Origin of the sequence: Pseudomonas sp. NPDC077186, assembly GCF_044543505.1 — a bacterium.
GTDB lineage: Bacteria > Pseudomonadota > Gammaproteobacteria > Pseudomonadales > Pseudomonadaceae > Aquipseudomonas.
In genome coordinates this window covers 1-24,000 of the sequence record NZ_JBITWE010000009.1, presented here as the reverse complement: position 1 = coordinate 24,000, position 24,000 = coordinate 1, and the positions used below count along the sequence as shown (strand labels likewise).

General features: G+C 65.3%; 23 protein-coding genes and 1 pseudogene. 16 read left to right on the top strand and 8 right to left on the bottom strand.

Annotated elements, in window-relative coordinates:
- Positions 1-202 precede the first annotated feature (202 nt).
- From ACIGKL_RS23640 to ACIGKL_RS23620, 5 genes are all read left to right on the top strand, one after another.
- Positions 203-973, top strand: coding sequence for an NERD domain-containing protein (locus ACIGKL_RS23640; RefSeq protein ID WP_397488799.1), 771 nt, complete (start codon positions 203-205; stop codon positions 971-973).
- 31 nt (positions 974-1,004) lie between these two features.
- On the top strand, positions 1,005-1,406 hold the full coding sequence (locus ACIGKL_RS23635) for a lysozyme inhibitor LprI family protein (protein WP_397488798.1): 402 nt from the start codon (positions 1,005-1,007) through the stop codon (positions 1,404-1,406).
- 27 nt (positions 1,407-1,433) lie between these two features.
- A complete protein-coding gene (locus ACIGKL_RS23630; protein ID WP_397488797.1) occupies positions 1,434-2,354 on the top strand; it encodes a restriction endonuclease in 921 nt (306 codons plus the stop codon).
- A gap of 235 nt (positions 2,355-2,589) precedes the next feature.
- On the top strand, positions 2,590-3,333 hold the full coding sequence (locus ACIGKL_RS23625) for a HipA family kinase (protein WP_397488796.1): 744 nt from the start codon (positions 2,590-2,592) through the stop codon (positions 3,331-3,333).
- Positions 3,330-4,139 carry a DUF3037 domain-containing protein gene (locus ACIGKL_RS23620; protein ID WP_397488795.1) on the top strand — a complete coding sequence of 270 codons (810 nt, stop codon included), beginning with the start codon at positions 3,330-3,332 and terminating at the stop codon, positions 4,137-4,139. The genes ACIGKL_RS23625 and ACIGKL_RS23620 overlap by 4 nt, the downstream gene beginning before the upstream one ends.
- Before the next feature lie 224 nt (positions 4,140-4,363).
- Here ACIGKL_RS23620 and ACIGKL_RS23615 read toward each other — a convergent pair whose 3' ends face one another.
- The 6 genes from ACIGKL_RS23615 to ACIGKL_RS23590 form a co-directional block, all read right to left on the bottom strand.
- Positions 4,364-4,825, bottom strand: a complete 462-nt coding sequence (locus ACIGKL_RS23615; protein WP_397488794.1) for a nucleoside deaminase — start codon at positions 4,823-4,825, stop codon at positions 4,364-4,366.
- Between the two features lie 3 nt (positions 4,826-4,828).
- The gene (locus ACIGKL_RS23610) at positions 4,829-5,497 is read right to left on the bottom strand and encodes an ankyrin repeat domain-containing protein (protein ID WP_397488793.1); all 669 of its coding nucleotides are present in this window, start codon (positions 5,495-5,497) and stop codon (positions 4,829-4,831) included.
- A 120-nt stretch (positions 5,498-5,617) separates the two neighbouring features.
- Positions 5,618-6,718 carry a GGDEF domain-containing protein gene (locus ACIGKL_RS23605; RefSeq protein WP_397488792.1) on the bottom strand — a complete coding sequence of 367 codons (1,101 nt, stop codon included), beginning with the start codon at positions 6,716-6,718 and terminating at the stop codon, positions 5,618-5,620.
- 95 nt (positions 6,719-6,813) lie between these two features.
- Positions 6,814-8,109, bottom strand: a complete 1,296-nt coding sequence (locus tag ACIGKL_RS23600) for a TRAP transporter large permease (protein WP_397488791.1) — start codon at positions 8,107-8,109, stop codon at positions 6,814-6,816.
- Positions 8,099-8,575: a TRAP transporter small permease gene (locus tag ACIGKL_RS23595; protein WP_397488790.1), complete on the bottom strand. Its 477-nt coding sequence runs from the start codon at positions 8,573-8,575 to the stop codon at positions 8,099-8,101. Before ACIGKL_RS23595 ends, ACIGKL_RS23600 begins: the two co-directional genes overlap by 11 nt.
- A gap of 153 nt (positions 8,576-8,728) precedes the next feature.
- Positions 8,729-9,730 carry a DctP family TRAP transporter solute-binding subunit gene (locus tag ACIGKL_RS23590; RefSeq protein WP_397488789.1) on the bottom strand — a complete coding sequence of 334 codons (1,002 nt, stop codon included), beginning with the start codon at positions 9,728-9,730 and terminating at the stop codon, positions 8,729-8,731.
- Positions 9,731-10,338: 608 nt separating this feature from the next.
- On the opposite strand from ACIGKL_RS23590, the gene ACIGKL_RS23585 reads away from it, so the two are divergent.
- From ACIGKL_RS23585 to ACIGKL_RS23555, 7 genes are all read left to right on the top strand, one after another.
- A complete protein-coding gene (locus ACIGKL_RS23585) occupies positions 10,339-11,670 on the top strand; it encodes an aspartate aminotransferase family protein (protein ID WP_397488788.1) in 1,332 nt (443 codons plus the stop codon).
- A 44-nt stretch (positions 11,671-11,714) separates the two neighbouring features.
- Complete coding sequence (locus ACIGKL_RS23580) at positions 11,715-12,677, top strand: diiron oxygenase (protein ID WP_397488787.1); 963 nt, start codon at positions 11,715-11,717, stop codon at positions 12,675-12,677.
- A 47-nt stretch (positions 12,678-12,724) separates the two neighbouring features.
- A complete protein-coding gene (locus ACIGKL_RS23575) occupies positions 12,725-17,026 on the top strand; it encodes an amino acid adenylation domain-containing protein (RefSeq protein ID WP_397488786.1) in 4,302 nt (1,433 codons plus the stop codon).
- Positions 17,027-17,121: 95 nt separating this feature from the next.
- Positions 17,122-18,039, top strand: a complete 918-nt coding sequence (locus ACIGKL_RS23570) for a hypothetical protein (RefSeq protein WP_397488785.1) — start codon at positions 17,122-17,124, stop codon at positions 18,037-18,039.
- 56 nt (positions 18,040-18,095) lie between these two features.
- Positions 18,096-18,494 (top strand): rhodanese-like domain-containing protein, encoded by a 399-nt coding sequence (locus ACIGKL_RS23565; protein ID WP_397488784.1) that lies wholly within the window; start codon positions 18,096-18,098, stop codon positions 18,492-18,494.
- A 22-nt stretch (positions 18,495-18,516) separates the two neighbouring features.
- Positions 18,517-18,723, top strand: a complete 207-nt coding sequence (locus ACIGKL_RS23560) for a 4-oxalocrotonate tautomerase family protein (RefSeq protein WP_397488783.1) — start codon at positions 18,517-18,519, stop codon at positions 18,721-18,723.
- Between the two features lie 7 nt (positions 18,724-18,730).
- Positions 18,731-19,510: a sulfite exporter TauE/SafE family protein gene (locus tag ACIGKL_RS23555; RefSeq protein WP_397488782.1), complete on the top strand. Its 780-nt coding sequence runs from the start codon at positions 18,731-18,733 to the stop codon at positions 19,508-19,510.
- A 4-nt stretch (positions 19,511-19,514) separates the two neighbouring features.
- Here ACIGKL_RS23555 and ACIGKL_RS23550 read toward each other — a convergent pair whose 3' ends face one another.
- Positions 19,515-19,868, bottom strand: a complete 354-nt coding sequence (locus ACIGKL_RS23550; protein WP_397488781.1) for a winged helix-turn-helix transcriptional regulator — start codon at positions 19,866-19,868, stop codon at positions 19,515-19,517.
- Between the two features lie 235 nt (positions 19,869-20,103).
- Here ACIGKL_RS23550 and ACIGKL_RS23545 point away from each other — a divergent pair, with 235 nt between their 5' ends.
- The 3 genes from ACIGKL_RS23545 to murI all read left to right on the top strand — a co-directional run bounded on the left by ACIGKL_RS23545 (position 20,104) and on the right by murI (position 22,802).
- Positions 20,104-20,709 carry a glutathione S-transferase family protein gene (locus ACIGKL_RS23545; RefSeq protein ID WP_397488780.1) on the top strand — a complete coding sequence of 202 codons (606 nt, stop codon included), beginning with the start codon at positions 20,104-20,106 and terminating at the stop codon, positions 20,707-20,709.
- Positions 20,710-20,778: 69 nt separating this feature from the next.
- Positions 20,779-21,993, top strand: a complete 1,215-nt coding sequence (locus ACIGKL_RS23540; protein WP_397488779.1) for a benzoate/H(+) symporter BenE family transporter — start codon at positions 20,779-20,781, stop codon at positions 21,991-21,993.
- Positions 21,990-22,802, top strand: coding sequence for a glutamate racemase (gene murI, locus ACIGKL_RS23535; protein WP_397488778.1), 813 nt, complete (start codon positions 21,990-21,992; stop codon positions 22,800-22,802). The genes ACIGKL_RS23540 and murI overlap by 4 nt, the downstream gene beginning before the upstream one ends.
- Positions 22,803-22,825: 23 nt before the next feature.
- Here murI and ACIGKL_RS23530 read toward each other — a convergent pair whose 3' ends face one another.
- Positions 22,826-23,287: an Rrf2 family transcriptional regulator gene (locus tag ACIGKL_RS23530; RefSeq protein ID WP_397488777.1), complete on the bottom strand. Its 462-nt coding sequence runs from the start codon at positions 23,285-23,287 to the stop codon at positions 22,826-22,828.
- Between the two features lie 398 nt (positions 23,288-23,685).
- On the opposite strand from ACIGKL_RS23530, the pseudogene ACIGKL_RS23525 reads away from it, so the two are divergent.
- Positions 23,686-24,000, top strand: a pseudogene (locus ACIGKL_RS23525) (AAA family ATPase); the annotation flags it as partial.

The following is a 24,000-nucleotide window of genomic DNA, read 5'->3' as shown; positions in this document are numbered from 1 at the left end:
CACCGCCACGGATACAGCGTGCCACCTGAGCCCTGACGACCCGCCGCATCGCACTCGCCGGCCATAGGACAATGGTCGCGCCCCCTTGAGCCATACAAAGCAATTAGCCATTATCCAGGGCAGTGCCAGGCGCCTGGATTTCGGCACGCCGGCTCGCCCGTGAAACGGGTGCCCTTCAAGCGGCTTTGCTCAAGGAAGAAAAATGGACTACAGCCCGATAGTCGCCCAGGTCTGGGGCATGCTGAGCTGGTTCATCCCGGCGGCCCTGCTGATCGGCCTGCTCAAGTCGCCCTGGGCCAAGGGTCAGATCGGCGAGCTGCTGGTGCGGCTGTTCGCCCACTGGCAGCTGGACCAGCAGACCTACCGCCGCCTGCACAACGTCACCCTGAACACCCCGGACGGCACCACGCAGATCGACCACGTATTCCTCTCGCCCTACGGCATCTTCGTGCTGGAAACCAAGAACATGAGCGGCTGGATCTTCGGCAGCGAGCAGCAGGCGCAGTGGACGCAGAAACTCTACAAACGCAGCTTCAAGTTCCAGAACCCGCTGCGGCAGAACTACAAGCACCTCAAGGCCCTGGAAGCCACCCTGGGCGTCAGCCCCGAGCACCTGCACTCGGTCATCACCTTCGTCGGCGGCAGCACCTTCAAGACCGAGATGCCGGCCAACGTCACCCAGGGCATCGGCTTTATCCGCTATATCAAGTCATTCGCGCAGCCGGTATTCAGCGCGGCCGAAGTCGACGCCATGCTGCAGGCCCTGCAAAGCGGCCGCCGCGCACCGACGCTTGCCACCCACCGCGAGCATGTACAAAACCTCAAGCGCCGCAGCGATCCGACGGCCGAGCGGCAATGCCCGAAATGCGGAAGCGCGCTGCTGGTACGCACCGTGAAATCGGGGGCGAAGGCTGGGCAGCAGTTTTGGGGGTGTTCGGCGTTCCCTAAGTGCCGAACCATGCAAAGCCTTTAATACCCATCCATCGATACGCGGGACGCTCATCATGCAATCAAGCAAAACCTGGCTGCTGGCCATTGCCGTTACCACGCTCAGCGTTGGCATACACGCAGCAGACGATGGCTACAGCACGACCTATACCGCCTGCATGGATGAGTCCGGCGGCGTGACGCTGAATATGCTCGATTGCATGGGCAGCGAGACGGACCAGCAAGACGCCCGCCTGAACCAGAATTACAAAGCCGCCATGCAGGCGCTAACACCCACCCAGCAAACACAACTGCGCGACGCGCAGCGGCTATGGATCAAATTCCGCGATGCCGATTGCGCCCTGCTTGGCAGTTTGACTGGCGGCACCATCGACAGCGTCAACAGTGCCTCATGCTTTCTGGATATGACCAAGAAGCGCGCCGATGACCTCGCCTGGCTCGCCAAGCAAGACCAATAGCTGCATCACTCAGCACCTGGAGCCACGATGTCCGTTCCAACCTACGACCAGTTTATTGAGCCGATCCTGCGCCACCTGGCCGCAACCCCCGAAGGCGCGTCAGCACGTGACGCCCATGAAGCCGCTGCCGATGCGCTGAACCTGTCGGAAGCGCAGCGCCAAGAGCTGATTGCCAGCGGCCAAGCCACCTACAAGAACCGCGCAGGCTGGGCCCATGACCGCCTCAAGCGCGCCGGCCTGTCCAGCAGCGCCAAACGTGGCTACTGGAAGCTGACTGACGCAGGCATTACCTACGCCGCCCAACATCCCCAGCCACTCGCCGCCGATGAAGTGGAACGGCTCGCCATCGGCTTTATGGACGTAAAACTCAAGAGCCCGACCGACGCCATCCCCCTCGACGGGCAAGAACAGACTGCACCGGCGCTCAACTCAGCCACCGTTAGCCCTGACGACCGCCTGGAGCAGGCGCTACGCGAACTGCGCGAGGCAACGGCTGCCGACCTGCTGGATAACCTGCTGCAAGTCAGCCCCAACCGCTTTGAAGTCATAGTGCTGGATGTGCTGCACAGCCTTGGCTACGGCGCTAGCCGCAACGACCTGCAGCGCGTTGGTGGTAGCGGCGATGGCGGTATCGACGGCGTGATCTCGCTCGACAAGCTCGGCCTGGAAAAGGTCTACGTCCAGGCCAAACGCTGGCAGGGCACGGTTGGGCGGCCGGAGTTGCAGGCCTTCTATGGCGCTCTTGCCGGACAGAAAGCCAAGCGTGGCGTGTTTATCACCACTTCAGGCTTTACAGCACAGGCAATCGACTTCTCCCGCTCCGTAGAAGGCATGGTGCTGGTGGATGGCAGTCGGTTGGTCAACCTCATGATGGATCACGAGGTCGGTGTCACCTCACGACTGCTTAAGCTGCCGAAGCTTGATAGCGACTATTTCTATGAGGAATGACAGCGGAAGAAATAAATCCGTTCCCTTTTCCCACAAGTAAATGCGCGAACAGGGCGCCGCCGTGCGCCACGCACTCAGCCAAGGCCCACTGCCTGCCGACGCCCTCGCCGCCCCAGTTCAAACGCTCCCCGGGGGCGCCGTACAGGCCGTGCTGGATGCCCTAGAAGAACTGGGCATGGTGCAGCAGGACGCAGAACAGTATCGTCTGGCCAGCTGATGTATAAGGAAGCCGTCAATGGCAAAGAGTAACTACATAGAAGCGGTGGAGATCATCCGGCGACTGGAGGGCGGTATGACACGGCCCTTCCTATGCCGTGCCAGCAACGGCAGACACTATGTAGCCAAAGGTTTAGAGCTACCGCCCTCCGAACGCATTGCGGAGCTGCTGTGCGCCCGACTGGCCGCCGACTTTGGCTTGCCAATCCCCGAGCACGGCTATATCTATATTGACCCGGCCCTACTGCGCTACAACCCTGAAGCACGCAGCGACCTAGGGCCGGGTGACAGCTTTGCTCTGGCCTATATCGCGGACGCTGCCGACCTGCTGTATTCGCAAGCACTGCAGGTTTCTGTCGAACTGCAAAAAGCCGTTTTCATCTTTGACTACTGGGTTGGAAACGGTGATCGTCAGCTAGGGCCACTGGGCGGCCGCCCCAATCTGCTGATGTGCAGCACAGACAATCAGCTGCAGCTGATCGACCATAACCAGGCGTTCCACTGGCCGCAGGATGCTCATGAGTTCGCTCGGAGCCATGTGTTTGGCCCATGCAACCGGGCATGGCACCTCGACATGGTCGACAAAGTTGAATACAGCCAGCGGATGCACGACACTGCCAAACGCTTTCGTGACCTATGCTCAGACATACCCGATGAATGGTGTGAATCTATCGGCAAACAGGGACTCGACATTCTGCTCGAAGAAATCGAAAGTAATCTGCTGCGCTGCAATTCGGACGAGTTCTGGAGCGTCCTGCAATGAAATACGCCTGTCTTTACAGCATCGTGCGCTTCGCGCCTTTTGCCGAAACCGAAGAGTTTGCCAATGTCGGCATCGTTCTCTCGGCCCCGGCTATCGGGCGCATGGAGTACAGGCTTGCCCGTAAGAACCTGAAACGGGTCAATCACTTCTTCGAGTGCAACAACCTGTTTGCCAAGGCCATGGAAATAGCCCAAAACGAACTGGATGCTGTGCGAGCGATGACGGCAGAAGCACAAGAGAGCCAAATCGTTAACCATTTCCGCTTCCTGACCGAGCCCAAAGAGTCGCTGATTCGCTTCAGCCCCATGCGCTCGATCCTGGTGGAAAACTTTGACGCGACCCTTGACGAGCTGTTTGGCCGCTATATCGATCGCCAAGGCATGGCGCGTGATCGTCGTGAAGAGGTCATGGTTCGTGAAATTCGCACCTTGTTCACGGAAGCCTCTATTCGTAGCTTCCGCGATGACACCCTCACCGGTGATCTGACCAAGCTGCACCTACCCCTGGTTCACCGTAATGAAGTCGTTGCCGCCATCAAGCCTTTAGCTTTTGACCAGGCCGAACCGAGCGCAATCCTCGACCATTGCGATCAGTGGCTGATGAAGTTCGTGCGCGCCGAGCGGGAAGGGGTGATTGAGCTGAAAAACGTGCTAATCCCTGTTGCCGCCCCGGCAGAGAACGATTCGCCTCGCCACCGCAAAGCGGTGCAGATAGCCAAGGACAGCATCCAAGAACGCGGTCTGCAGCTGGTTGACTATCAGGCTACCCAGAAAATCGCGGCCTTCGCGCAGAGCTTCGCTCAATAGCCTCAAGCGGTTTTCCTGCTCAGCACAAGACCCGGTAGATCCGCGCTTCTGTAGTTGCACTACACCAGCGCGGGCTATACCTCAATGATCAAGTCCGGGCGAAAGCCAGTCTCTTCTCCCGGACACCCCCTCCGAAGAAAAGAGGACGGATTTATTTACTGGTTCACCCTATCGAGCTGGAAAACACGCCCGTCCTCTTCTCGCCCAATAACTAAAAAACGTCCTTAAAACGCTACCTGGCGAGCCTGCCAACGCGCGTAGATGTCGGCCATTTCCTGCTGCGGGCAATGGGCGATGGGCAGCCGCTGTTCGGTAAGCGGCAGGCTCATCTGCTGGTAGACGGCAGCGCTCGACAGGCCGAAGGGCTCACCCTCGGCGTTGCTCGCGGCGAACACCACCCGGCTGACGCCACACAGGTGCATGGCGGCCAGGCACATCGGGCAGGGTTGGCCGCTGGCGTATACCACGCAGCCGTCCAGACGCGGGCCGAGCTGGCGGCTGGCGCTGCGGATGGCCTGCAGCTCGGCATGGGCGGTCGGGTCCTGGCTGAGGTGAATCTCGTTGACCGCGCGCGCCAGCACCTGTCCATCACGCACCAGCAACGCGCCGAAGGGGCGGCCACCGTTCTCGAAGTTCTGCCGGGCCAGCGCCACGGCCTGCTGCAGGTAATGCTGATCGTCGTGCATGGCTCAATGGGCTCCGGCATCGATTAGGAGTTCGGCCACCTGCGTCTGGCCGCGCCGCTCGGCGTGCCGCAGTGCGCTAACGCCGTCCCGGTCGGCCAGCTGCAGGTCGGCCCCAGCCTCGATCAGCAGCCCGACGATGCGCTGATGGGCCGGGCCGCCGTCGCCGAGAATCACCGCCTCGAGCAGGCAGGTCCAGCCCAGGTGGTTGACGTGATCGACATCCACGCCTGCCGCGATCAGCCGCCGTACGGTTTCCACATGGCCGCGTTCGCAGGCCGGGATCAGCGCGGTACCGCCAAAGCGGTTGGTGCTGCGCAGGTCGGCACCATGGGCCAGGGTCAGCTCGAGAATCTGCAGATAACCACTGGCACCGGCCAGCAGGTAGGCGCTGTCCTGACGCGAATTCTGCAGGTTGACGTCGGCACCGGCCTCGACCAGCACCCGCGTAGCCTCGAGGCGATTGCCCGCGGTGGCCAACAGCAGGGCGCTGTTGCCCTGCTCGTCCTGGGCGTCGATGGCCACGCCCTGGGCCAGCAGCGCCTCGATAACCACGGGTTCACCAACCCGAGCCGCCTCACGCAGCTGCTGCTCGGCCTCCGGCGTCGCGCCTACAGGCCCGGCCATGAACACAAAGGCCAGCAGGCCGATGATCTGAGGGAGAACCGCTTGCATGGAGTCGCTCCTGGCTGAGGTTCGAGGCCTGCAGTATCGCCGCCGCTCCGTACACGCCGAAATTAAATATCCCCATGCCAGCCAGTTGCTCCCTGCATGCTCGATCCAGCGCGCGTCAGCTCACAAGCGCAGATCGAACTTGTCCAGCATCAACTCCCTCGGGACATCCCCGCTCACCAGCTGATTGCGCCCGCGCGCCTTGCCGCTGTATAGGCGCCGATCCGCACTGCGGTAGAGTTCGGCGGCGCTGCGGCCGTCCCTGGGCCAGGCGGCCAGGCCGAAGGTGGCGGACAGGGGGATCGGCTGGCCGTCGTATTGCAGCGGTTGTTCGGCGATCTGCTGGCGCAGGCTTTCCACCAGCGGGTCGGCGCCGGCGCTGTCGGTATGGCGCAGCAGCAGGCCGAACTCCTCGCCGCCCAGGCGGCCGAGCAGGTCGGTAACGCGCAGGCGCTGCTGGAGGATCTGGCAGATATGCTGCAGCGCCATATCGCCGGCCTCGTGGCCCCAGCGGTCGTTGACCTGCTTGAAGTGGTCGACGTCGAGCAGCACCAGCACCAGTTGCCCGTGGCTGCGCTCGGCCTCCTGGACGGCGCGCTGCAGGGCGTGCTGGAAGCTGCCGCGGCTGGCCACTCCGGTCAGCGAGTCGGTCTGCGCCAGGCGCTCCAGCTCTTCGTAGGCCTGCATGCGCAGGCCGTCGTAGATGTGCACGAAGACCAGGATCAGCACGCCGCACAGCGTGGCGTTGCCCAGGTCGATCAGGCCGGCGGCGTCCAGTTGCAGGCGGTTGTCGACGAAGTACAGCAGCAGCGCCGCCAGCATGAAGGGCGCGCTCAGCACGAAACCGCGCCGCTTGCCCAGCAGCAGGTAGGCCAGCAGCGGGATCATGTAGACCCAGACGAAGGCGGCGGACGAGGCGTCCGGCATGACGATGATGTAGAGGATGAAGGCGAAGGTGGGGATCAGGTAGAGGTACACCCACAGGTCCAGCTGGCGTGCCCGTTCGATGCGCCAGCCGCCGTACAGCAGCAGCGCGGTGCAGAGCAGTTCGAGGAGGGCGAAGGGGTAGTTGCCGGCCAGCGTCTGCAGCACGGCGAAGCCGCCCAGGGTCAGGCCGGTGGCGAGCAGGATGGTGCGCATCAGCGCGCGCTTGCCGGCTTCGCGCAGCCCCGCGCAGTGCCCCGTCGTCAGCTCCTTGTCGTCGTCTCGCTTGCCATCGACCATCAGTCCGCCCGGCACCGCCGCCCTCGATGGTGCGCAGCCCCCCGCCGCGCACCGTCCCCTCACTATAGCCGGCAAACGCCGCGGGCTGGCCGGCGCTACACCGCGTAGCCGAGCACGCGCGGCAGCCACAGGGCGATTTCCGGGAAGATCGCCACCAGCAGCAGGGCGCTGGACATCACCACGACGAACAGCGCCGCCCAGCCGACGGTCTGCTCCAGGCGGATCTTGGCCACCTCGGCGGTGACCATCAGGTTGATCGCCACCGGCGGGGTGAACTGGCCGATGGCGATGTTCATCGCCAGCAGGATGCCGAACCACACCGGGTTCCAGCCGAAGTGCTGCATCACCGGGATGAGGATCGGCATCAGGATCAGGTAGATGGAGATGGCATCGAGCAGCATGCCGGCCAGCAGCACGGCGAGCATCACCAGCGCCAGCAGCACCCAGCCGTTGTCCGACAGCGAGATCAGCCATTCGGCCAGGTGGCGGAAGGTGCCGAGCATGGTGCCGGCCCAGGCGAAGATGCCGGCCAGGGCGATGATCAGCATGACCACGCCAGAGATCACCGCCGCCTCGCCGCAGAGCTTCCACAGGCTGCGCCAGTTCAGCTCGCGGGTGAGCAGCAGGCCGACCAGCACGCCGTAGGCCACCCCGGCCACCGCCGCTTCGGTGGGGGTGAACAGGCCGCTGCGCAGGCCGCCGAGGATCAGCACCGGGGCGAACAGCGCCGGCAGCGCCTGCTTGAAGCTCTCGCCCAGCGGTGGCCGCTCGCCCTCCTCCGGTGATTCCCAACCATAACGACGCGACAGCAGCCAGGCCGGCAGCAACAACACCAGGCCGGCGAGAATGCCGGGGAACAGGCCGGCGGCGAACAGCGCGCGCAGGTCCACGCCCGGCACCACGATGGAGTAGAGGATCAGCGCGATCGACGGCGGAATCAGGATCGCCGTGGAGGCGGAGGCGGCGATCAGCGTCGCCGAGAACGGCTTGGGGTAACCCGCCTTGGTCATGCTCGGCAGCATCACCATGGCCACCGCCGCCGCATCGGCCGGGCCGGAGCCGCTCATGCCGCCCATGATCAGGCACACCAGCACCGCAACCATGGCCAAGCCGCCGTGGCGCGGGCCGATCAGCGCCTGGGCGAAGCGCACCAGGCGCAAGGCCACGCCGGCCTTCTCGAACACCAGGCCGGTGAGGATGAACAGCGGAATGGCGATCAGCGGGTACTTGGCCACGCCGTTGTAGGTGTTGGTGCCGAGGGTGGCGAGCATGTCCGGCGACAGCCCGGCGATGATGCCGATGGCGCCGGACAGGCCGAGGGCGAAGGCCACCGGCACGCCGAGTGCCAGCAGCACGGCGAAACTGAGGATCAGCCAGAGATCAGGGCTCATCGCCGAGCCTCCCACGCAGGCGATCGAGGGTCATCTGGCTCAGGCGGACCAACAGCAGCAGCGCCAGGAGCGGCAGCCAGACCACGTACCACCAGTTGGGCAGGCCGAGGCCGGGAGACTCCGAGTCCCACTGGTATTCCTCCCAGGCGAACTGGCCGCCGTACCAGCACACCAGAGCCAGCACCAGCACGCCGGCCAGCCACTGCAGCAGGATCAGCGGCGTGCGCAGGCGCGGGAACAGCCGCTCGAGCAGGCCGATGCGGATATGCCGGTTGCTGCGCATGGCCACCGAGGCGCCGGCGAAGGTGAGGATGACCAGCAGGAACACCGAGATTTCCTCGGTGAAGGCGAAGGATGCATCGGTGAAATAACGCACCACCACGTTGGCCAGGCTGATCAGGCTGATGATCACCAGGGCCAGGGTGGCGAGCACGCGCTCCAGCGGCGCGTCGATTGGCTTGCTCATAGGAACCTCGAATGACCGTGTTGGCGTGGTTCAGCGGCGGCTGTTCGCCCTCCCCCTCGCCCATAAATGGGCGAGGGGGGCGGATCGGTGTCGCGCCACAGACTTCCAGCACCACGCCCCAGAGCCCTGGGACTTGCGGTCAGATAAAACGGATCAGGGCTGGGCCACGGCCTGGCGGGCGGCGTCCATCAGCGCCTCGCCGATACGCGGCGCCCACTTCTCTTGCACGCCGGCGGTGGCTGCGGCGAAGGCGGCACGCTCGGCCTCGCTCAGTTCGATCACCTCCACGCCGCGCTCGCGGATATCGGCCAGACGCTGGGCCTGGGCGCTGCGCGACAGCTCGATCTCCCACTTGCCGGCGTCGATGGCGGCCTGGCTGAGCAGCGCGCGATCGGCCTCGGGCAGGGCTTTCCACACGCGCTGGTTGACCGCGAAGATCAGCGGGTCGGCCATGTAGTCCCACAGGGTCAGGTACTTCTGCCCGACCTGGTCGATGCGCGCCACGTCGAACACCGACAGCGGGTTCTCCTGGCCGTCCACCGCGCCGGTGGTCAGCGCCGGCTTGGCGTCGGCCCAACTCATCTGCGTGGGGTTGGCGCCGAGGGCATTGAAGGTGTCCTGAAACAGCGGCGAGCCGACCACGCGGATCTTCAGGCCGGCCAGGTCGGCCGGGCTGCGCACCGGCTTGGCCGAATTGGACAGCTGGCGGAAACCGTTCTCGCCCCAGGCCAGCGGCACGATGCCGCGCTGCTCGATGGCGGCGAAGGCCAGCTTGCCGGCCTCGCCCTGGGTGATGGCGTCGAGGTCGGCGTCGCCCTGCATCAGAAACGGCAGGGAGAACAGGTTGAGTTCCGGCACCTGCGGCGACCAGTTGATGGTCGAGCCCACGGCCATGTCGATCAGGCCGGAACGCATGGCGGAGAATTCCTTGGTCTGGTCGCCGGCGACCAGCTGCGCATTGGGATAGACGCGCAGGGTGATGCGCCCTGCGGAGCGCTCGTTGACCAGGTCGGCCCACTTCTGCGCGGCCTGGCCCCAGGGGAAGGCGTCCGACAGCACGGTGGACACGGAGTATTCACGCGCCTGCGCGGCGGCGCACAGGGCGGTCAGCGCGGCGCCGGCGGCCAGCGCAGAGAAGAGTCGCTTGAGTTTCATCGGGGCGTCCTTGTATGGATCTTGGTCGTTGTCGTTGTGTGCGCAGGCTGCACCTGGGCGATCCAGCGGCGAGCGGGTGGCTCGCCTGGCGCGCCTGGTCGGCGCGCGAGGGGGACACGGCGGGTGTCACGACTGCCGGGCTGCCTTGTGGGCGAACGGCAGGGGCCAGCGGGTTACGCTTAGCCGCCTAACTATTCCAGAAGCGCGCGGCGAATGCCATTGGACCAAGGCCGCTGATTGGCGCCCGCTGCGGCGCGGTAGCTCGACCGCACGCGCCCGGACGGCAGCCGGAGCCCGCTGCGCCAAGGCCTGCAGCCCGCCAGCGGCGGCCTGGGCAAGAAGCGCCACTATCGTTTGGCGTGACCTGAGCCCATCCGACCAGCCCAACGGATCTCGGCGCGGGCACCACCATGGTGCAGCCGCTGCCGATATGTGCACTACCCCACAGTTCCACAGCGGCTCGATTGCTCTGCAGCCTAATCACCATTAATTGTTAATGTGTTTGCAACACAGATACATTTAATGTCCTACCTGCAAACCGAACGCCCTGGAGGAGCGAAGTACCAGAGGCGCCCTACCCATCGGCATCACTAGGGATACCAACAAGAATGCGCTCCACTAAAACCTCTGCACACCTGTTCGATCTCGCCCTCCCGGTCATCCCCGATGGTGTCAGCTCGCCAATGCGGGCCTTTCGCCAGGTCGGCGGTCATCCGCTCTGCGCCGCGTCGGCCCAGGGCTCCAAGCTCACCGACGTCGACGGCAACGTCTACACGGACTTCCTCAACGCATTTGGCGCCCTGCTGCTCGGCCATGCCCACCCCGCCGTGGTCGAGGCCATCGGCAGCCAAGCCGCTCAGGGCACCGTGCTCGGCCTGACCTCGCCGCTGGAGCACCGGCTGGCGCAGCGCATCGTCGCCAGCACCCCGGCCATCGAACAGATTCGCTTCGTCTGCAGCGGCACCGAAGCCGTGATGACGGCCACCCGCATCGCCCGGGCTCATACCGGCCGCAACCTGCTGGTCAAATTCGTCGGCTCCTACCACGGCCATTCCGACGTGCTCCTGGCCAGTCCGACCAGCTCGGGGATCAAGACCAAGGGCGTGACCCAGGGCATCCCGGACAACCTCAACCGCGAAGTGCTGCTCTGCCAGTACAACGACGAGGCGCAGCTCAAGAGCCTGTTCGCCGAGCATGGCGACGCCATCGCCGCGGTCATCGTCGAGCCGTACGCCACGAACATGGGTTTCGTCCGCCCGCAGCCGGGTTTCATGGCCGAGATCCGTCGCTTGTGCGATCAGTTCGGCGCTTTGTTCATCTTCGACGAGGTGGTCACCGGCTTCCGCTTCACCTACGGCGGCATCTGCAACCTGATGGACATCGACCCCGACCTGATCACCTTCGGCAAGATCATCGGCGGCGGCGCCCCCATCGGCGCCTATGCCGGCAAAGCGCGCTACATGCAGCACGTAGCGATCGGCAACACGGTGTTCCAGTCGGGCACCTTCGCCGCCAACCCGTTGACCATGGCGGCCGCCAATGCCGCCCTCGACGTCATGGAACGAGCGGGGTTCTACGAGGAGCTCGAACGCAAGGGCCAGTTGCTCGAGTCGAGCCTGCGCAGCGCGTTCAACGCTCACAACATCCCCTTCCTGTTCACCCGCTACGGCGCCCTGGGCGGTGTGGCGTTCCGCGACAGCCACCGGGCGATGAAGTCCTACAAGGACGTGAAAACCCAGCACTACGAGCTCTACACCAAGGTTCACCAGCTGATGCTGGACAAGGGCTTCCTCATGGCGCCGTCGCTCGAGGAACCGATCTTCGTCTCCGCAGCGCACAGCGACGAGGATCTGCGCACCTTCGCCGCCGCCTTCGGCGAAGCCGCCGGCGAAGCCCTGGCCGCTCACCGCCAAGCCTTCCCCGTGCTGATGCCGTTCTAAATCCCGCTCACGCCCCCAGCCATATCAATCAAGGAGGAAGTCATATGAATGCCGCCGTCGAACTCGCCGCGTCCCAATTCTTCGAATCGGTCAACAAGTGGTATGCCTCGGCAACCGTGCGCAACAGCCAGCGCATCCTGGTACCGGAAACCGCCAAGGGCGAATTCACCTACCCGAAATCCCGCCAGTTGCTCAGCGAGCACCCCAAGGTGCAGGCCCTCGGCCATGACGGCGTGGCCTATGTACTGGCCCAGTCGGCTTACCAGTACATGTACGAGATCGGCTTGCTGGAGACCCGTTTCGTCATCGACTGCAGCCTGAACCTGATCAACAACGTGATCGCCGGGGCCAGCGAGGAGGAAAAACTCGACGCCCTGACCGTGGTGATCGACGAGGGCTACCACGCCCACGTGGCGCTGGACTACATCATCCAGATGAAGGCCATGACCGGCATAGAACCGCTCGAGGTGCCGCAGAGCAACGGCAACCTGGACGCCGTCCGACGCGCCTTCGAGCAGCTGCCGCCGGCCATGCACAACGATTTCCAGCTGATCTCGGTGACCTTGGCCGAACACACCCTGACCAAGGACCTGATCAGCATCGGCCGCGAGAAGGGCGCCTCCCAGGCCTTCACCAAGGTCATGACCGACCACGTCTCCGACGAGGGTCGCCACGCCAGTTACTTCGCCAAGCTGATGAGTGCCCACTGGAAGCGCCTGCCGGAAGAAACCCGACTGGTCATCGGGCGCATGCTGCCCGCCTACCTGGACGACTACCTCGCCGGCGACGCCGACCGCTCGCTGGATCGCCGCATCCTGCTCGCCTGCGGTTTCGACGACAACGAGGCGGCCACCATCCTGGCGCAAACCCAGAGCGAGTTCGCGGCCAGGCTCGACGGTTACATCGCCACGACCAGAGCCAACCTGGTGAAGCTGCTGCAGCGCACCGGGGTGCTCGACCACCCGCCAACCCGCGAAGCTTTCGTCGCGTATGGCATCGCCCTCTAGTCGAACGCCGCAACCCCTACCCCGAGATTCGACAGGAGCTTGATGAAATGCTGCTAGACAGACTCCGCAAGTTCAGCACCTCGACACCGGATCAACCCGCCGTGGTCGCTGGCGACACCTCGCTTTCCTACGCAGAGCTGGAACAGCTCTCCTCGCGCCTGGCCGGTTACCTGGCACTCGACGGCCTGCCCGACCAGGCGCTGGTGGCGATCTACACCGACCGTGGTGTTCACGCGATTACCGCACTGCTCGGCGTGCTCAAGGCCGGGGCGGCCTACACCTTCGTCGAGGAAGACGGGGTGAGCGAAGAGCACTACCGGCGCCTCGCCGCCATGCAGCCGGCAGTGGTGCTCTGCGCGACGCATCATCTCGCCCCCCTGCGTCAACGCGGCGTGCATGCCCTGGATATCCAGGCGGCCCTGCAGGGCCCCAAGGCAGGCGCGCAGGCCCGCGCGGACGGCGATGAAACGGCCTATGTGCTCTTCACTTCCGGCTCGACCGGCGAGCCCAAGGGGGTGTCGGTCAGCCATGCCAACCTTGCCCACTACATCCAGGGCGTCAGCCGTAGCCTGGACGTGGCCGACGGCCTTCACTACGCCCATGTCAGCACCCTCGCCGCCGACCTGGGCAATACCTGCCTGCTGCTGTCTCTCGCCAGCGGCGGCTGCCTGCACCTGCTCGGCACCGAGGTACGCAAGGACCCCAGCGCCCTTCGCGCCTACCTGGAAGAGCGGCGCATCGACTTCCTCAAGATAACCCCGTCGCATTGGCGTGCGATCTTCCACGACGAGGCACGACTGCCGGCACTGAAATATCTGGTGTTCGGCGGCGAGCCGCTGGCCAAGCCCCTCGTTCGCCGAATACTCGAGTCCGCCCGCGTCGATCGGCTGTTCAACCACTACGGCCCGACCGAAACCACGGTCGGCGTCACCGTCTACCCCTTGGCCAGCGTCGATCAGCTCGACGCCTTGCCAGGCGAGGCCGTGCCGATCGGCCGGCCCTTTGGCGACACCCGCCTGTGCGTACGCGACGAAACGGGCAGCTTCGCCAGCAGCGGGCGTGGCGAGTTGTACATCGGCGGCCCCTCGGTCGCCCAGGGCTACCGCGGCAACCCCCAGGCCTCGGCGCAGCGTTTCGTCGAGCTGCAATCGCCGCACGGCAACATGCGTTTCTATCGCACCGGCGACCTGGTCAATCTGGATGCCGACGGCCTGACGCATTTCCTCGGGCGGGTAGATCGGCAAGTCAAGATCAACGGCCACCGGGTCGAGCTGGAGCATATCGAGAACGTCATGCGCGGCATCGACGGCGTCGACGACGCGGCGGTGCTGGTCGTCGAGGTACGCGGCCGCGAGCGGCTGGTGGCGGCGATCCGCTCCCCTCGCCAGGACGCCCCCGATACCTGGCTGAAGGATCGCCTGCAAGACTTGCTGCCCGGCTACATGCTCCCGGCGCTGATCCGCCGCCTGAGCGAATTTCCCCGCAACGCCAACGGCAAGACCCAGCTCGCCGAACTGCGCACGGCACTGCTCGCCGAACTGAACAGCGGCGCCGGAGCGGATCAAACCCAGCCGACCGAGCGCCCCGCCGCGGACGGGCGACATGGCGAAATACGCCGGGTGTTCTGCAAGCACCTGCGCCTGGCCAACGCCCGTGACGAAGAGAGCTTCTTCGAGTTGGGTGGGGACTCGCTCGACGCCATCCAGATGATCGCCGAGTTGCAGGAACAGGGGCACCCGGTCACCGCCCACGGTTTCCTCAAGCGCCCCAGCATACAGGGGCTGCTGGACAGCCTGGCGACCCAGCGCCATGAGCGGGCCGAACACCCCACAGCCCGCAAGCTGGAGAACCTGCGCCTGTTTTCTCCCGCCCAACGCGAGTTGCTCGAACAGCGCCTGGCGTTCCCCGATCACTACAACCAGGCCTTGCTGCTACGCAGCGCAGACAAAATCGACATCGCCCTGCTCAACGCCGCCCTGACCCGCCTGATGGCCAGGCACCCGTCGCTGGCCATGGCCTACGCAGAAGATGCCCAAGGCCCTTACACCAGCCATGTCGTGCAGGATGGCAACGATATCCTCAGCGTTTCGTTCATCCCCGGCAGCAGCGAGGCGGACATTCAGGCCCATGTCGAGCGCATTGGCGAGCGGGTACAGGGCTCCTTGTCGCTCGGCGCAGGTCGCATCTTCCGCGCCCATCTGTTCAAGGTCAGCGCCGGCGACGATCTGTTGCTGCTGGTCGCCCACCACCTGGCGGTGGACGTGATCTCCTGGCGCATCATCAGCGCCGAGCTCACCCGCCACTATGCCGATCTGCACTTCGGCTCCGACACCCTGTCGTCGAATACCCGGCACAGTTTCTGGGATTGGGTCGAGCACCTCGAACAAGCCAAGGAGCGACTGCAGAGCGCCTGGCTGAGTCAGGCCCGCGCATACGCCGACAGCCCGCGCGGCTACTTCTCCGCCGGCAATACCGAAGGCAGCGCCGCCAGCCTCTGGCTGGGTTTTTCCGCCGCCGACAGCCAACGGCTGCTGCGCGGCGGCATGCCGCTGCATCAAGTGCTGCTGGCCACCTTCGCCCAGTGCCTGAGCCAACAACGCGGCAGCAAGGCGCTGCTGGTGGATGTCGAAAGCCATGGCCGGGCCAGCCTGGACGACAGCACGGACGCCAGCGGCCTGGTCGGCTGGCACACCTCCACCTTCCCGCTGCGCCTCGACCTGGCCGACCTCGATCACGACGCGGCGGTGCAACGGGTCGCCACGGCCTTCGCCGAGGTCGAGCACCTTGGCATCGGCTATGGCCTGCATCGCCCCGTGCAACAGGGTCACTACCGCCCCTGCGCCGCGATCTGCTTCAACTACCTGGGCGACGTCAACTTCAGCCACGACCGGCGCTTCGCCCTCACGCCAGCCAGATATGCCTTCGGCCAGGCCCGTCACCCCCAGAACAACCGCTGCCATGAGCTGAAACTCAGTGCCCGGGTCATCGATGGCCAGGTACTGATCGACCTCTCGTTCCCCCGCAGCGTACAGGCCGCCGAGATGCACGCCCTGATGCTCGACGTCGGCGCCCGCCTGAGCGCCCAGGGCGGCCTGGACGAGGACGCCGCCCAACTCCTGCTGGAGCCGGGCACTCGCACCGGGCTGATCAACTACGCCCCGCGCCAACTGCTGGCTCAGACTCGCCAGCAGCGCCATCGCGACTATCGGCAGATCCTGCTCACCGGCGCCAGCGGCTATATCGGCATCCACGTGCTCAAGGAGCTGCTCTTCGGCTCCACGGCACACCTCCACTGCCTGGTACGGCGCAAGAGCGGCGAAGCGACGTTCCCGCGCCTGCAACGCCTGTTCGCCTGGTACTTCCCCGGGCTTGACCTGGCGGGCTTCCGCGAGCGCCTGAGCATCCACGAAGGCGACGTCGGCGAACCCTGCCTGGGTCTGAGCGAGGCGCACTACCAGGAACTGGCCGGCCAGCTCGACGCGATCTACCACTTCGCCGCCGATACCCGGCTGTTCGGCGCCGAGGAAGCCTTCGCCCGGCACAACCTGCAGTCGGTGAAGACCTGCCTGGCACTCGCCACCCTGCGCCGCGACAAAGACCTGCACTACATGTCCACCCTGGCGGTCAGCGGCATCAATCCGGGGCAACAGCGGCTGACCTTCGCCGAAGACTCGCTGGACATCGGCCAGGAATTCCAGAACCACTACGAGCAAAGCAAGTACAGGGCGGAGCGTCTGGTCAACGGCTTCCGCCTGCAAGGCCACAACGCCTACATCTACCGCTCCGGCAACGTTTCCGCCGACTCGCGCAACGCCCGCTTCCAGATCAATGCCCGCGACAACCGCCTGGTGCAGTTCCTCGCCTCCTGCGCCAAGGCCGGACGCCTCCCACGCCAGCTGGGCGAGCCGGTGATGCTCTCCCCCGTCGACCAAGTCGCCGGCGGCATCGTCGCGCTCTCCCTGGACGCCGCCTGCGAACCCGGTACCTATCACGTCGACAGCCCGCACGCGATCGACATGAGCCGTCTGTTCGCCGCCATGGAGCGCGCCGGGCTGCAGTTCCAGCGCGACGCCTGCGGCGACTTCGCCGAGCTGTTCGCCAGTCTCGACTGCTCCAGCGACCCCGACCTGCAGCTCGGCCGCTTCTGGGCCAGCCGCAAGAGTCGCAACGTCACCTACTGCCACGACCGCACGCTGCACGCGCTCGAGCGGCTCGGCCTGGGCTTCACCCCGCTCGGTGACGAGTGGCTGGACGCCTTCGTGGCGGCCCTGAGCCGCGAGCAGGTGTTCGCACTGCGCGCCAGCGACCGCGAAATCGAACCCCCAAGGCTGCTGCAGATGCAGGCCTGAGCCCCTACGCCACCCGCCGAGCCTTGCGCACCGGCCAGGCGCCGAGGCGCGGCAGGAAGTGGACGCCCCCGAAAACAACCCATGGAGATAGGTTTGTGGAAACGCTCAACAACGACTTTCGCCTCACCGACGAGCACATCGCCGACTACCAACGCACCGGCTTCGTCCTGCTGAAGCAGTTCTTCTCCCGCGACATGATCGACTACCTGAGCAAACGGGTGAACGATGAACTGGAAACACCGACCGACCACTACCAGAAGGGCTTCGACAAGTTGCGCTACGACCTGTGCAACGACGACGAGGCGATCTTCGAGCTGATCGGCGACTCGCGCTTCAAGCGCATCATGACCGACCTGACCGAACGCCGCCTGTTCTTCACCCAGGGGGTTGGCTTCGGTCTGAAAAAGAACCTGAGCAAGGGCTTCACCTGGCACATCGAGTCGCAGAGCTTCGGCTTCAATCGCTCCGAAGACTACGGCACCACGCTCTGGGCGCCGCTGCACCGCATCGACACCCGCCAGCAAGGCGGCGGCATGCGCTACGTGCCACGCGATGTGATCTCGGGCGAGTTCATGTACGACTACATCGACCCCGCGGTCTTCCGCTGCCTGGACGAACGCATCCAATCCGGCGGCATCGCCTTCGAAGACTATGTGGCGCTGCGCGACGAACCGCTCAACTCTTCGGGCATCGGCCGGCTGCTCGAATACTTTTCGGTGGAAGACGACTTCGAACTGGGCGACGTCCTGCTCTTCGATAAATACGTCATCCACCGTAGCGTGCCGCTCGGCGAGGGCGAGCTCGATAGCCGCGACGCCTTCTCGCTGCGCTTCATCGCCGACGACTCGCGCTACGACCTGGCGCGCGCGCACAGCATCGAGATCCCCCGTAACCACTACGGCTATGCCGGCCCAACCCGCTTCCACCTGGAGATCTGCAAGGAAGACGGCAGCCTGATCGTCGACAGCCCCTACTTCGATGCCGATCGCGAGCGCCGCTTCATCGGCGCCTGAGCCCATGCCTTGGCGGAGCTTCGGCTCCGCCTTCAGACCACGGAAAGGAAGTGTCCATGCAACAGCAACTCGACCATTACGCCCACAAACTGGAATTCGAGATCGACTCCTGGGATCTCGCCGAGGCGCAAAAGGCTCAGGAAAACGTCGTGGTACTCGACGCTCGCTCCGCGCAGGCCTACGACCTGGCACATATTCCCGGCGCCCTCAGCTTCCCGCACAAGCGCATGACCGCAGAACACACCGGCGAACTGCGCCGCGATGCGCTGTATGTCGTTTACTGCGACGGCATCGGCTGCAATGCCTCCACGGCCGGCGCGCTGAAGATGGCCCGCCTCGGCTTCCGGGTGAAGGAACTGATCGGCGGCCTCGACTGGTGGAAGCGCAGCGGCTTCCCCCTCGCCGGCGCACACACCGCCCAAGCCAGCATCGTCCCAGGCTGCGCCTGCGACTGAACCCATACCCGAGGAGAGCCACATGCCTTACGTGAACATCAAGGTCACCGACCTCGGCGTGACCCGCGCGCAGAAAGCCGCGTTGATCGCCGGCGTCACCCGCCTGCTGCAAGAGGTGCTGGACAAGGATCCGGCGACGACCTTCGTGCTGATCGACGAAGTCGACACCGACAACTGGGGCACCGGCGGCGAGCAGGTCAGCGAACGACGCAAGCGCCTGGGACGCTGAACCGGCCATGGACATGGAGGTACAGGGCCTGACCTGGTACTGGCTGGCCGGCCTGGCGCTGACCGCGCTCTGCGCCGGCTACATGGACGCCATCGCCGGAGGCGGCGGCCTGATCCAGATGCCCTTGCTGCTGCTCAGCGGTCTGCCGCCACTCAGCGTGCTGGCCACCAACAAGGCCGTCGCCCTGACCGGCACGGCCAGCGCCACCTTGCGTTACATGCTCGATGGCCAGGTGGCTTGGCGGGTGGTGCGGATCGCCGCCCTGCCCTGCATCCTGGCCGCCTTCCTCGGCAGCCAGTTGGCCCTGCATACCCCGGGCTGGCTACTCGAACTGGTGCTGCTCGCCTGCCTGGTCGGCGCTCTGCTGGTGGCCCTGCTGGTCAGGCCGGGCAGACAGGCGCGGAGCGGCCCAGCGCCCTCACGCCTGCGAATAATTGCCTGCCTGGCCCCTGTCGGGCTGTATGACGGCTTCTCGGGGCCGGGCACCGGACTGTTCCTGACCCTGGTCAAGCACGCGCGACTGCAACTGGAGTTGCTGGCTGCCACCGCGACCACCAAGCCGCTAAACCTGCTCACCAACCTGGGCGGCGTGGCCGCCTTCGTCTGGGCCGGCCAGGTGGTTTGGGCGGTAGCCCTGCCGATGATCGCGGCCAACATGCTCGGTGGCTGGCTGGGCAGCCGAGCGGCGATCCGCAACGGCGCAGCGCTGATTCGGCCGGTGCTGCTGGGCATGCTCGCCCTGCTCGGCGCGATGACCCTGTGGAAGCTGCTCCATGCCCTGCCCTGAACGCTCAGATCCGCTGCTGCGCCATGTCCTTGAGGCGGTGGCCGACCGCGACGATGGCCTCGATGGCCGGTTTCAATTCCTGCCCGAGCGGCGAGAGGCTGTACTCCACGCTCGGCGGCGAGGTCGGCAACACCTGGCGGATCACCACCCCATCGGCTTCCAGCTTCTTCAGGCGGGCGCTCAACACCTTGGCCGAGATGGCTGGGATATCGGCCTTGAGCTCACTGAAACGGCGCGCCTGCTGGCTCAGGTACCAAATGATGTTCGGCGTCCAGGCGCCACCGATGATGTTCAGGCACTCGCTCAGCGGGCAGTTCGCCGGCGGGCGGGAAACGGTGTTGCGACGTCTGGGCAGCATGGCCAGGCTCCTCGAAATCAAGTTACCGGATGGTAACCACTAAATAAGCTAACGAAACATCATTAGGTATACATAAGAAACTAGCACTACATAGACTACTTCACATGGCATGGATGCTGGAACGCCATGCCACACCGGGATCGACTCCCCCGAGCGCCCCGGTGGCAACCGCAGAGCCATAGCGGCTCGAGCAACAGGATGAGCGCTTCGCTCGCAACCATGATGGGAGAAACTCATGTACAAGTTTTACTACATGCCAGGTGCCTGCTCGCTGGCCATCCATGCCCTGCTCAACGAACTCCGCCAGGAGGTGGAGATCGTCGACCGCAGCAAGGCCCAGGACTTCGAGCGCCTCGAATCGCGCGGCATGGTGCCGGTGCTGGTCGACAACGGCCAGGTCATCCGCGAGGGCGCGGCCATCATCCTTTACCTGCTGGAGAAGCATAAGAACCAGATGCTGCCCGAAGGCGGCCTGGAAAAAACCCGCTTCATCGAGTGGCTGATGTTCGCCAACGCCACGCTGCATCCGGCCTATGGGCGGCTGTTCTTCATCGGCCGCAACCTGCCCGACGGCCCGGTCAAGGAACAGGCGCTGACTGCCGCCAGCGGCATCATCAGCTCGCTCTGGGAGTCGGTGGAGAAGCAGCTGCAGCAGAGCACCTTCGTCTGCGGCAGCCGCCTGACGGTGGTGGACATGATGCTGGCGGTCTACGCCAGTTGGGGCGAGTACTTCCCGGTGGACATCGTCATCGGTGAGCGCACGCGCGAAATCATCGCCGCCGTGCGCGCCCACCCGGCCTTCGTCAAGGCGGTCAGCGACGAGCAGCAAGCCTCGGCGTAACGCCATGATGCCGGCGGCGGCCCGCACGGCCGCCGCTCCGGTTTACCGCAACCGCTACAGGATGCAGCCATGCGCTTGCTCAATGACATTTCCCTCTCCGCGGTCAACGCCGGCTTCGTCACCGTGTTGGTGGGTTTCACCAGTTCCGCGGTACTGGTGTTCCAGGCCGCCCAGGCGCTGGGGGCGAGCCCCGCGCAGATCGGCTCGTGGATGCTCGCCCTGTGCATCGGCATGGGCGTTACCGGCATCGCCCTGTCGCTGCGCTACCGTGCCCCTATCGCCATCGCCTGGTCGACCTCCGGCGCGGCGATCCTGGCCAGCGGCGCCGCCGGCATCAGCCTGGCGGAAGCCACCGGCGCCTTTATCGTCTGCGGTCTGTTGATCGCCCTGTGCGGTTTCAGTGGCTGGTTCGAGCGCATCGTCCAGCGCGTGCCGCTGGCCATCGCCTCGGGCATGCTCGCCGGCATCCTGCTGCGTTTCGGCCTGGATGCCTTCGCCGCCCTGCAAAGCCAGTTCAGTCTGGTTTTCAGCATGTTCGTCGCCTACCTGCTGGCCCGCCGTCTGCTGCCGCGCTATGCGGTCATGGCGCCCTTGCTGGCGGGCATCGCCATCGCCGCCAGTCGCGGACAACTGGATTTCTCCGCCGTCGAGCCGAGCCTGACGCGCCCCGAGTGGGTCACGCCGCAATTTTCCCTGACGGCCATGATCGGCATCGCCCTGCCGCTGTTCTGCGTGACCATGGCCTCGCAGAACCTGCCGGGACTCACCGTGCTGCGCGCCTCCGGCTATCGGACGCCCAGCTCCCCGCTGATTGGCTGGACCGGCGTCGCCACCACCCTGCTGGCCCCGTTCGGCGGCTATGCGTTGAACCTGGCGACCATCACCGCCGCCATCTGCAGCGGTCGGGAAGCCCATGAAGACCCCGACAAGCGCTACACGGCCGCGGTCGCCGCCGGCTTCTTCTATCTGCTGGTGGGGCTGTTCGGCAGCGCCATCGGCGCCCTGTTCCTGGCCTTTCCCCGCGAGCTGATCCTGGCCATCGCCGGCCTGGCGCTGCTCGGCACCATCGGCAACGGCCTGGCCAGCGCGCTGCAGGAGGAGCAGCACCGCGAAGCGGCGCTGATCACCTTCCTGGTCACCGCTTCGGGGGTGACCCTGCTGGGCATCGGCTCGGCGTTCTGGGGCATGCTGGCCGGCGCTCTGGCCATGTTGCTGCAGGCCCAGCTCGGCCCGGCGCAATGGCTACCGCGCCTGCGCGGCAAGTGGCAGGAGTGGCGCCAGTGAACCCTGCGGCGCCCGTCGGCGTACTCGACTCCGGACTCGGCGGTCTGTCGTTGCTGCGGGTCATTCGAGCGCAATTGCCACACGAGGCACTGATCTACGTCGCCGATTCGGGCTACGCCCCCTACGGCGACCGCGACACGCCCTGGATCACTGCACGTGCCGCACAGATCATTCAGTTCCTCGTGCAGCAGGGGTGCAAGGCGGTGGTGATCGCCTGCAACACCATCACCGCGGTGGCCGTGGCAGCGCTGCGACCTAGCTTCGCCATCCCCATCATCGCCATCGAGCCGGCCATCAAGCCGGCAGCCGCCAGCAGCCGCAGCGGCGCGATTGCCGTCATGGCGACCACCCGCACGCTGGAAAGCGCCAGCCTGCAGCGCTTGCGCGATCGTTACAGCGGTACGACCCGGGTACTGTTCGTGGCCTGCCCGGGTCTGGCCGACCACGTCGAAGCCGGCGACCTGCACTCCCCCGGGCTGCTGGCCCGATTGAACGACCTGCTGTCGCCCGCGCTCGAGCAAGGCGTCGACACCCTGGTACTGGGCTGCACCCACTACCCCTTCCTGTTCGACGCTATCGCCAAGGTCGCTGGCCCCGACATCCGCATCATCGACCCCTCGCCGGCGGTGACCGCCGAAGTGCGGCGCAGACTGAGCGCTATCGGGGCGCTCAACCCGGGACAGCGGATCACACCGCTGACACTGTGGAGCAGCGCACCATTGCAGCGGGCGCAGGCGCTGGTCGAACGCCTGAGCGATTTGCCGATTCAGCTACGCGAGCTGCCGGAGCTACCGGCGCCAACGGCCTGATTGCCGCGATCCGGGCGAAGGGCTCAGTTGCGGCCGTGGTAGAGATCCAGCTCAGGGCAGGCTCGCTCGCTCTCGGCAATCCGCGAGACGATATCGGCCACCGTCACGCGGTTCAGCTCGGCCTCCAGGGCAGAGACCGCCGCCTCTATTTTCTCCTGCAGCACGGGCTGGATGTACTTGCCCACCGCACAGCCCTCATCGGGCGAAGCGCGGTGCATGGTAAACAGCGGCACGCTTTCCACGGCCTGAAAAATATCCAGCAAGGTGATGCTGTCGGCCGGTTTGGCGAGCAGCGCCCCTCCGCCCTGCCCCAATTGCGAGGTCGTGAACCCCGCCTCGTTGAGCATCGATAGGATTCGGCGAATCACCGACGCATTGGTATTGGCACTCTTGGCGATAATTTCCGAGGGGAGCGGGTCATTCTCATGAATGGCCAAGCCACTGAGTATGTGTACTGCGACTGCGAACCGGGTGCTGGCTGGCATCTACAAGTTTCCTGAGCGGGTTGTTCGGATCGAAAGCGTACCTGGAGAGCATCGGCACTCGGCCAGAAGACAGCCGCTACAGGCTATCAGCCCGTCGCGCCATCTCGCTTCTCGAATGGCGACGAGTACTCGCCTACGGCGCGCCACGTCATGCAAAGTCCACCCCGCGCGTAGAGGCTTCTGCACGCCCCACGTCAGGTTAAACCTGGCCAGCGAATCAATAACCTACACCTTTAGTCCAATCCCCAGTAAATTGCCCGGATGAGCTGTGCATGCAACCGCCACAGTGCTGTGCCAAACGCTCCCGACGCGGCGGCACATGCCCTCCTCCGACGGCTTGCCTCCCTCGCGCAGCGCCTCCGATAATCGACCACCGCCTCGCTCGGATCCCACCGCCCATGGCCATTTCCCGTGACGACCTCGACCAGCACGGCCTGATCGTCGGCGTGTCGCCCGAGCGCTTTCGCGCCGTGGCCATGCCGCTGCTGTTCGACCACCTCGACGCCCAGTGCGAGGGCACCATCGCGGTCAACCGCCAGGCGCGCATCGTCTGGATCAACGACAAGTACGCGCAGAAGGTCGGCATCCGCGATCCGCGCAGCGTGCTGGGCAAGGAGATCGAGCAGGTGCTGCCGGCCAGCCGCCTGCGCGAGGTGGTGGAAAGCGGCCAGCCGAGCATGCTCGACCTGATGGCCTTCGGCGACGAGCACTTC

Coding starts and splice junctions, on each gene's coding strand:
- ACIGKL_RS23640 (WP_397488799.1), top strand. CDS start 203: ATGGACTACAGCCCGATAGTCGCCCAGGTCTGGGGCATGCTGAGCTGG.
- ACIGKL_RS23635 (WP_397488798.1), top strand. CDS start 1,005: ATGCAATCAAGCAAAACCTGGCTGCTGGCCATTGCCGTTACCACGCTC.
- ACIGKL_RS23630 (WP_397488797.1), top strand. CDS start 1,434: ATGTCCGTTCCAACCTACGACCAGTTTATTGAGCCGATCCTGCGCCAC.
- ACIGKL_RS23625 (WP_397488796.1), top strand. CDS start 2,590: ATGGCAAAGAGTAACTACATAGAAGCGGTGGAGATCATCCGGCGACTG.
- ACIGKL_RS23620 (WP_397488795.1), top strand. CDS start 3,330: ATGAAATACGCCTGTCTTTACAGCATCGTGCGCTTCGCGCCTTTTGCC.
- ACIGKL_RS23615 (WP_397488794.1), bottom strand. CDS start 4,825: ATGCACGACGATCAGCATTACCTGCAGCAGGCCGTGGCGCTGGCCCGG.
- ACIGKL_RS23610 (WP_397488793.1), bottom strand. CDS start 5,497: ATGCAAGCGGTTCTCCCTCAGATCATCGGCCTGCTGGCCTTTGTGTTC.
- ACIGKL_RS23605 (WP_397488792.1), bottom strand. CDS start 6,718: ATGGTCGATGGCAAGCGAGACGACGACAAGGAGCTGACGACGGGGCAC.
- ACIGKL_RS23600 (WP_397488791.1), bottom strand. CDS start 8,109: ATGAGCCCTGATCTCTGGCTGATCCTCAGTTTCGCCGTGCTGCTGGCA.
- ACIGKL_RS23595 (WP_397488790.1), bottom strand. CDS start 8,575: ATGAGCAAGCCAATCGACGCGCCGCTGGAGCGCGTGCTCGCCACCCTG.
- ACIGKL_RS23590 (WP_397488789.1), bottom strand. CDS start 9,730: ATGAAACTCAAGCGACTCTTCTCTGCGCTGGCCGCCGGCGCCGCGCTG.
- ACIGKL_RS23585 (WP_397488788.1), top strand. CDS start 10,339: ATGCGCTCCACTAAAACCTCTGCACACCTGTTCGATCTCGCCCTCCCG.
- ACIGKL_RS23580 (WP_397488787.1), top strand. CDS start 11,715: ATGAATGCCGCCGTCGAACTCGCCGCGTCCCAATTCTTCGAATCGGTC.
- ACIGKL_RS23575 (WP_397488786.1), top strand. CDS start 12,725: ATGCTGCTAGACAGACTCCGCAAGTTCAGCACCTCGACACCGGATCAA.
- ACIGKL_RS23565 (WP_397488784.1), top strand. CDS start 18,096: ATGCAACAGCAACTCGACCATTACGCCCACAAACTGGAATTCGAGATC.
- ACIGKL_RS23560 (WP_397488783.1), top strand. CDS start 18,517: ATGCCTTACGTGAACATCAAGGTCACCGACCTCGGCGTGACCCGCGCG.
- ACIGKL_RS23555 (WP_397488782.1), top strand. CDS start 18,731: ATGGACATGGAGGTACAGGGCCTGACCTGGTACTGGCTGGCCGGCCTG.
- ACIGKL_RS23550 (WP_397488781.1), bottom strand. CDS start 19,868: ATGCTGCCCAGACGTCGCAACACCGTTTCCCGCCCGCCGGCGAACTGC.
- ACIGKL_RS23545 (WP_397488780.1), top strand. CDS start 20,104: ATGTACAAGTTTTACTACATGCCAGGTGCCTGCTCGCTGGCCATCCAT.
- ACIGKL_RS23540 (WP_397488779.1), top strand. CDS start 20,779: ATGCGCTTGCTCAATGACATTTCCCTCTCCGCGGTCAACGCCGGCTTC.
- ACIGKL_RS23530 (WP_397488777.1), bottom strand. CDS start 23,287: ATGCCAGCCAGCACCCGGTTCGCAGTCGCAGTACACATACTCAGTGGC.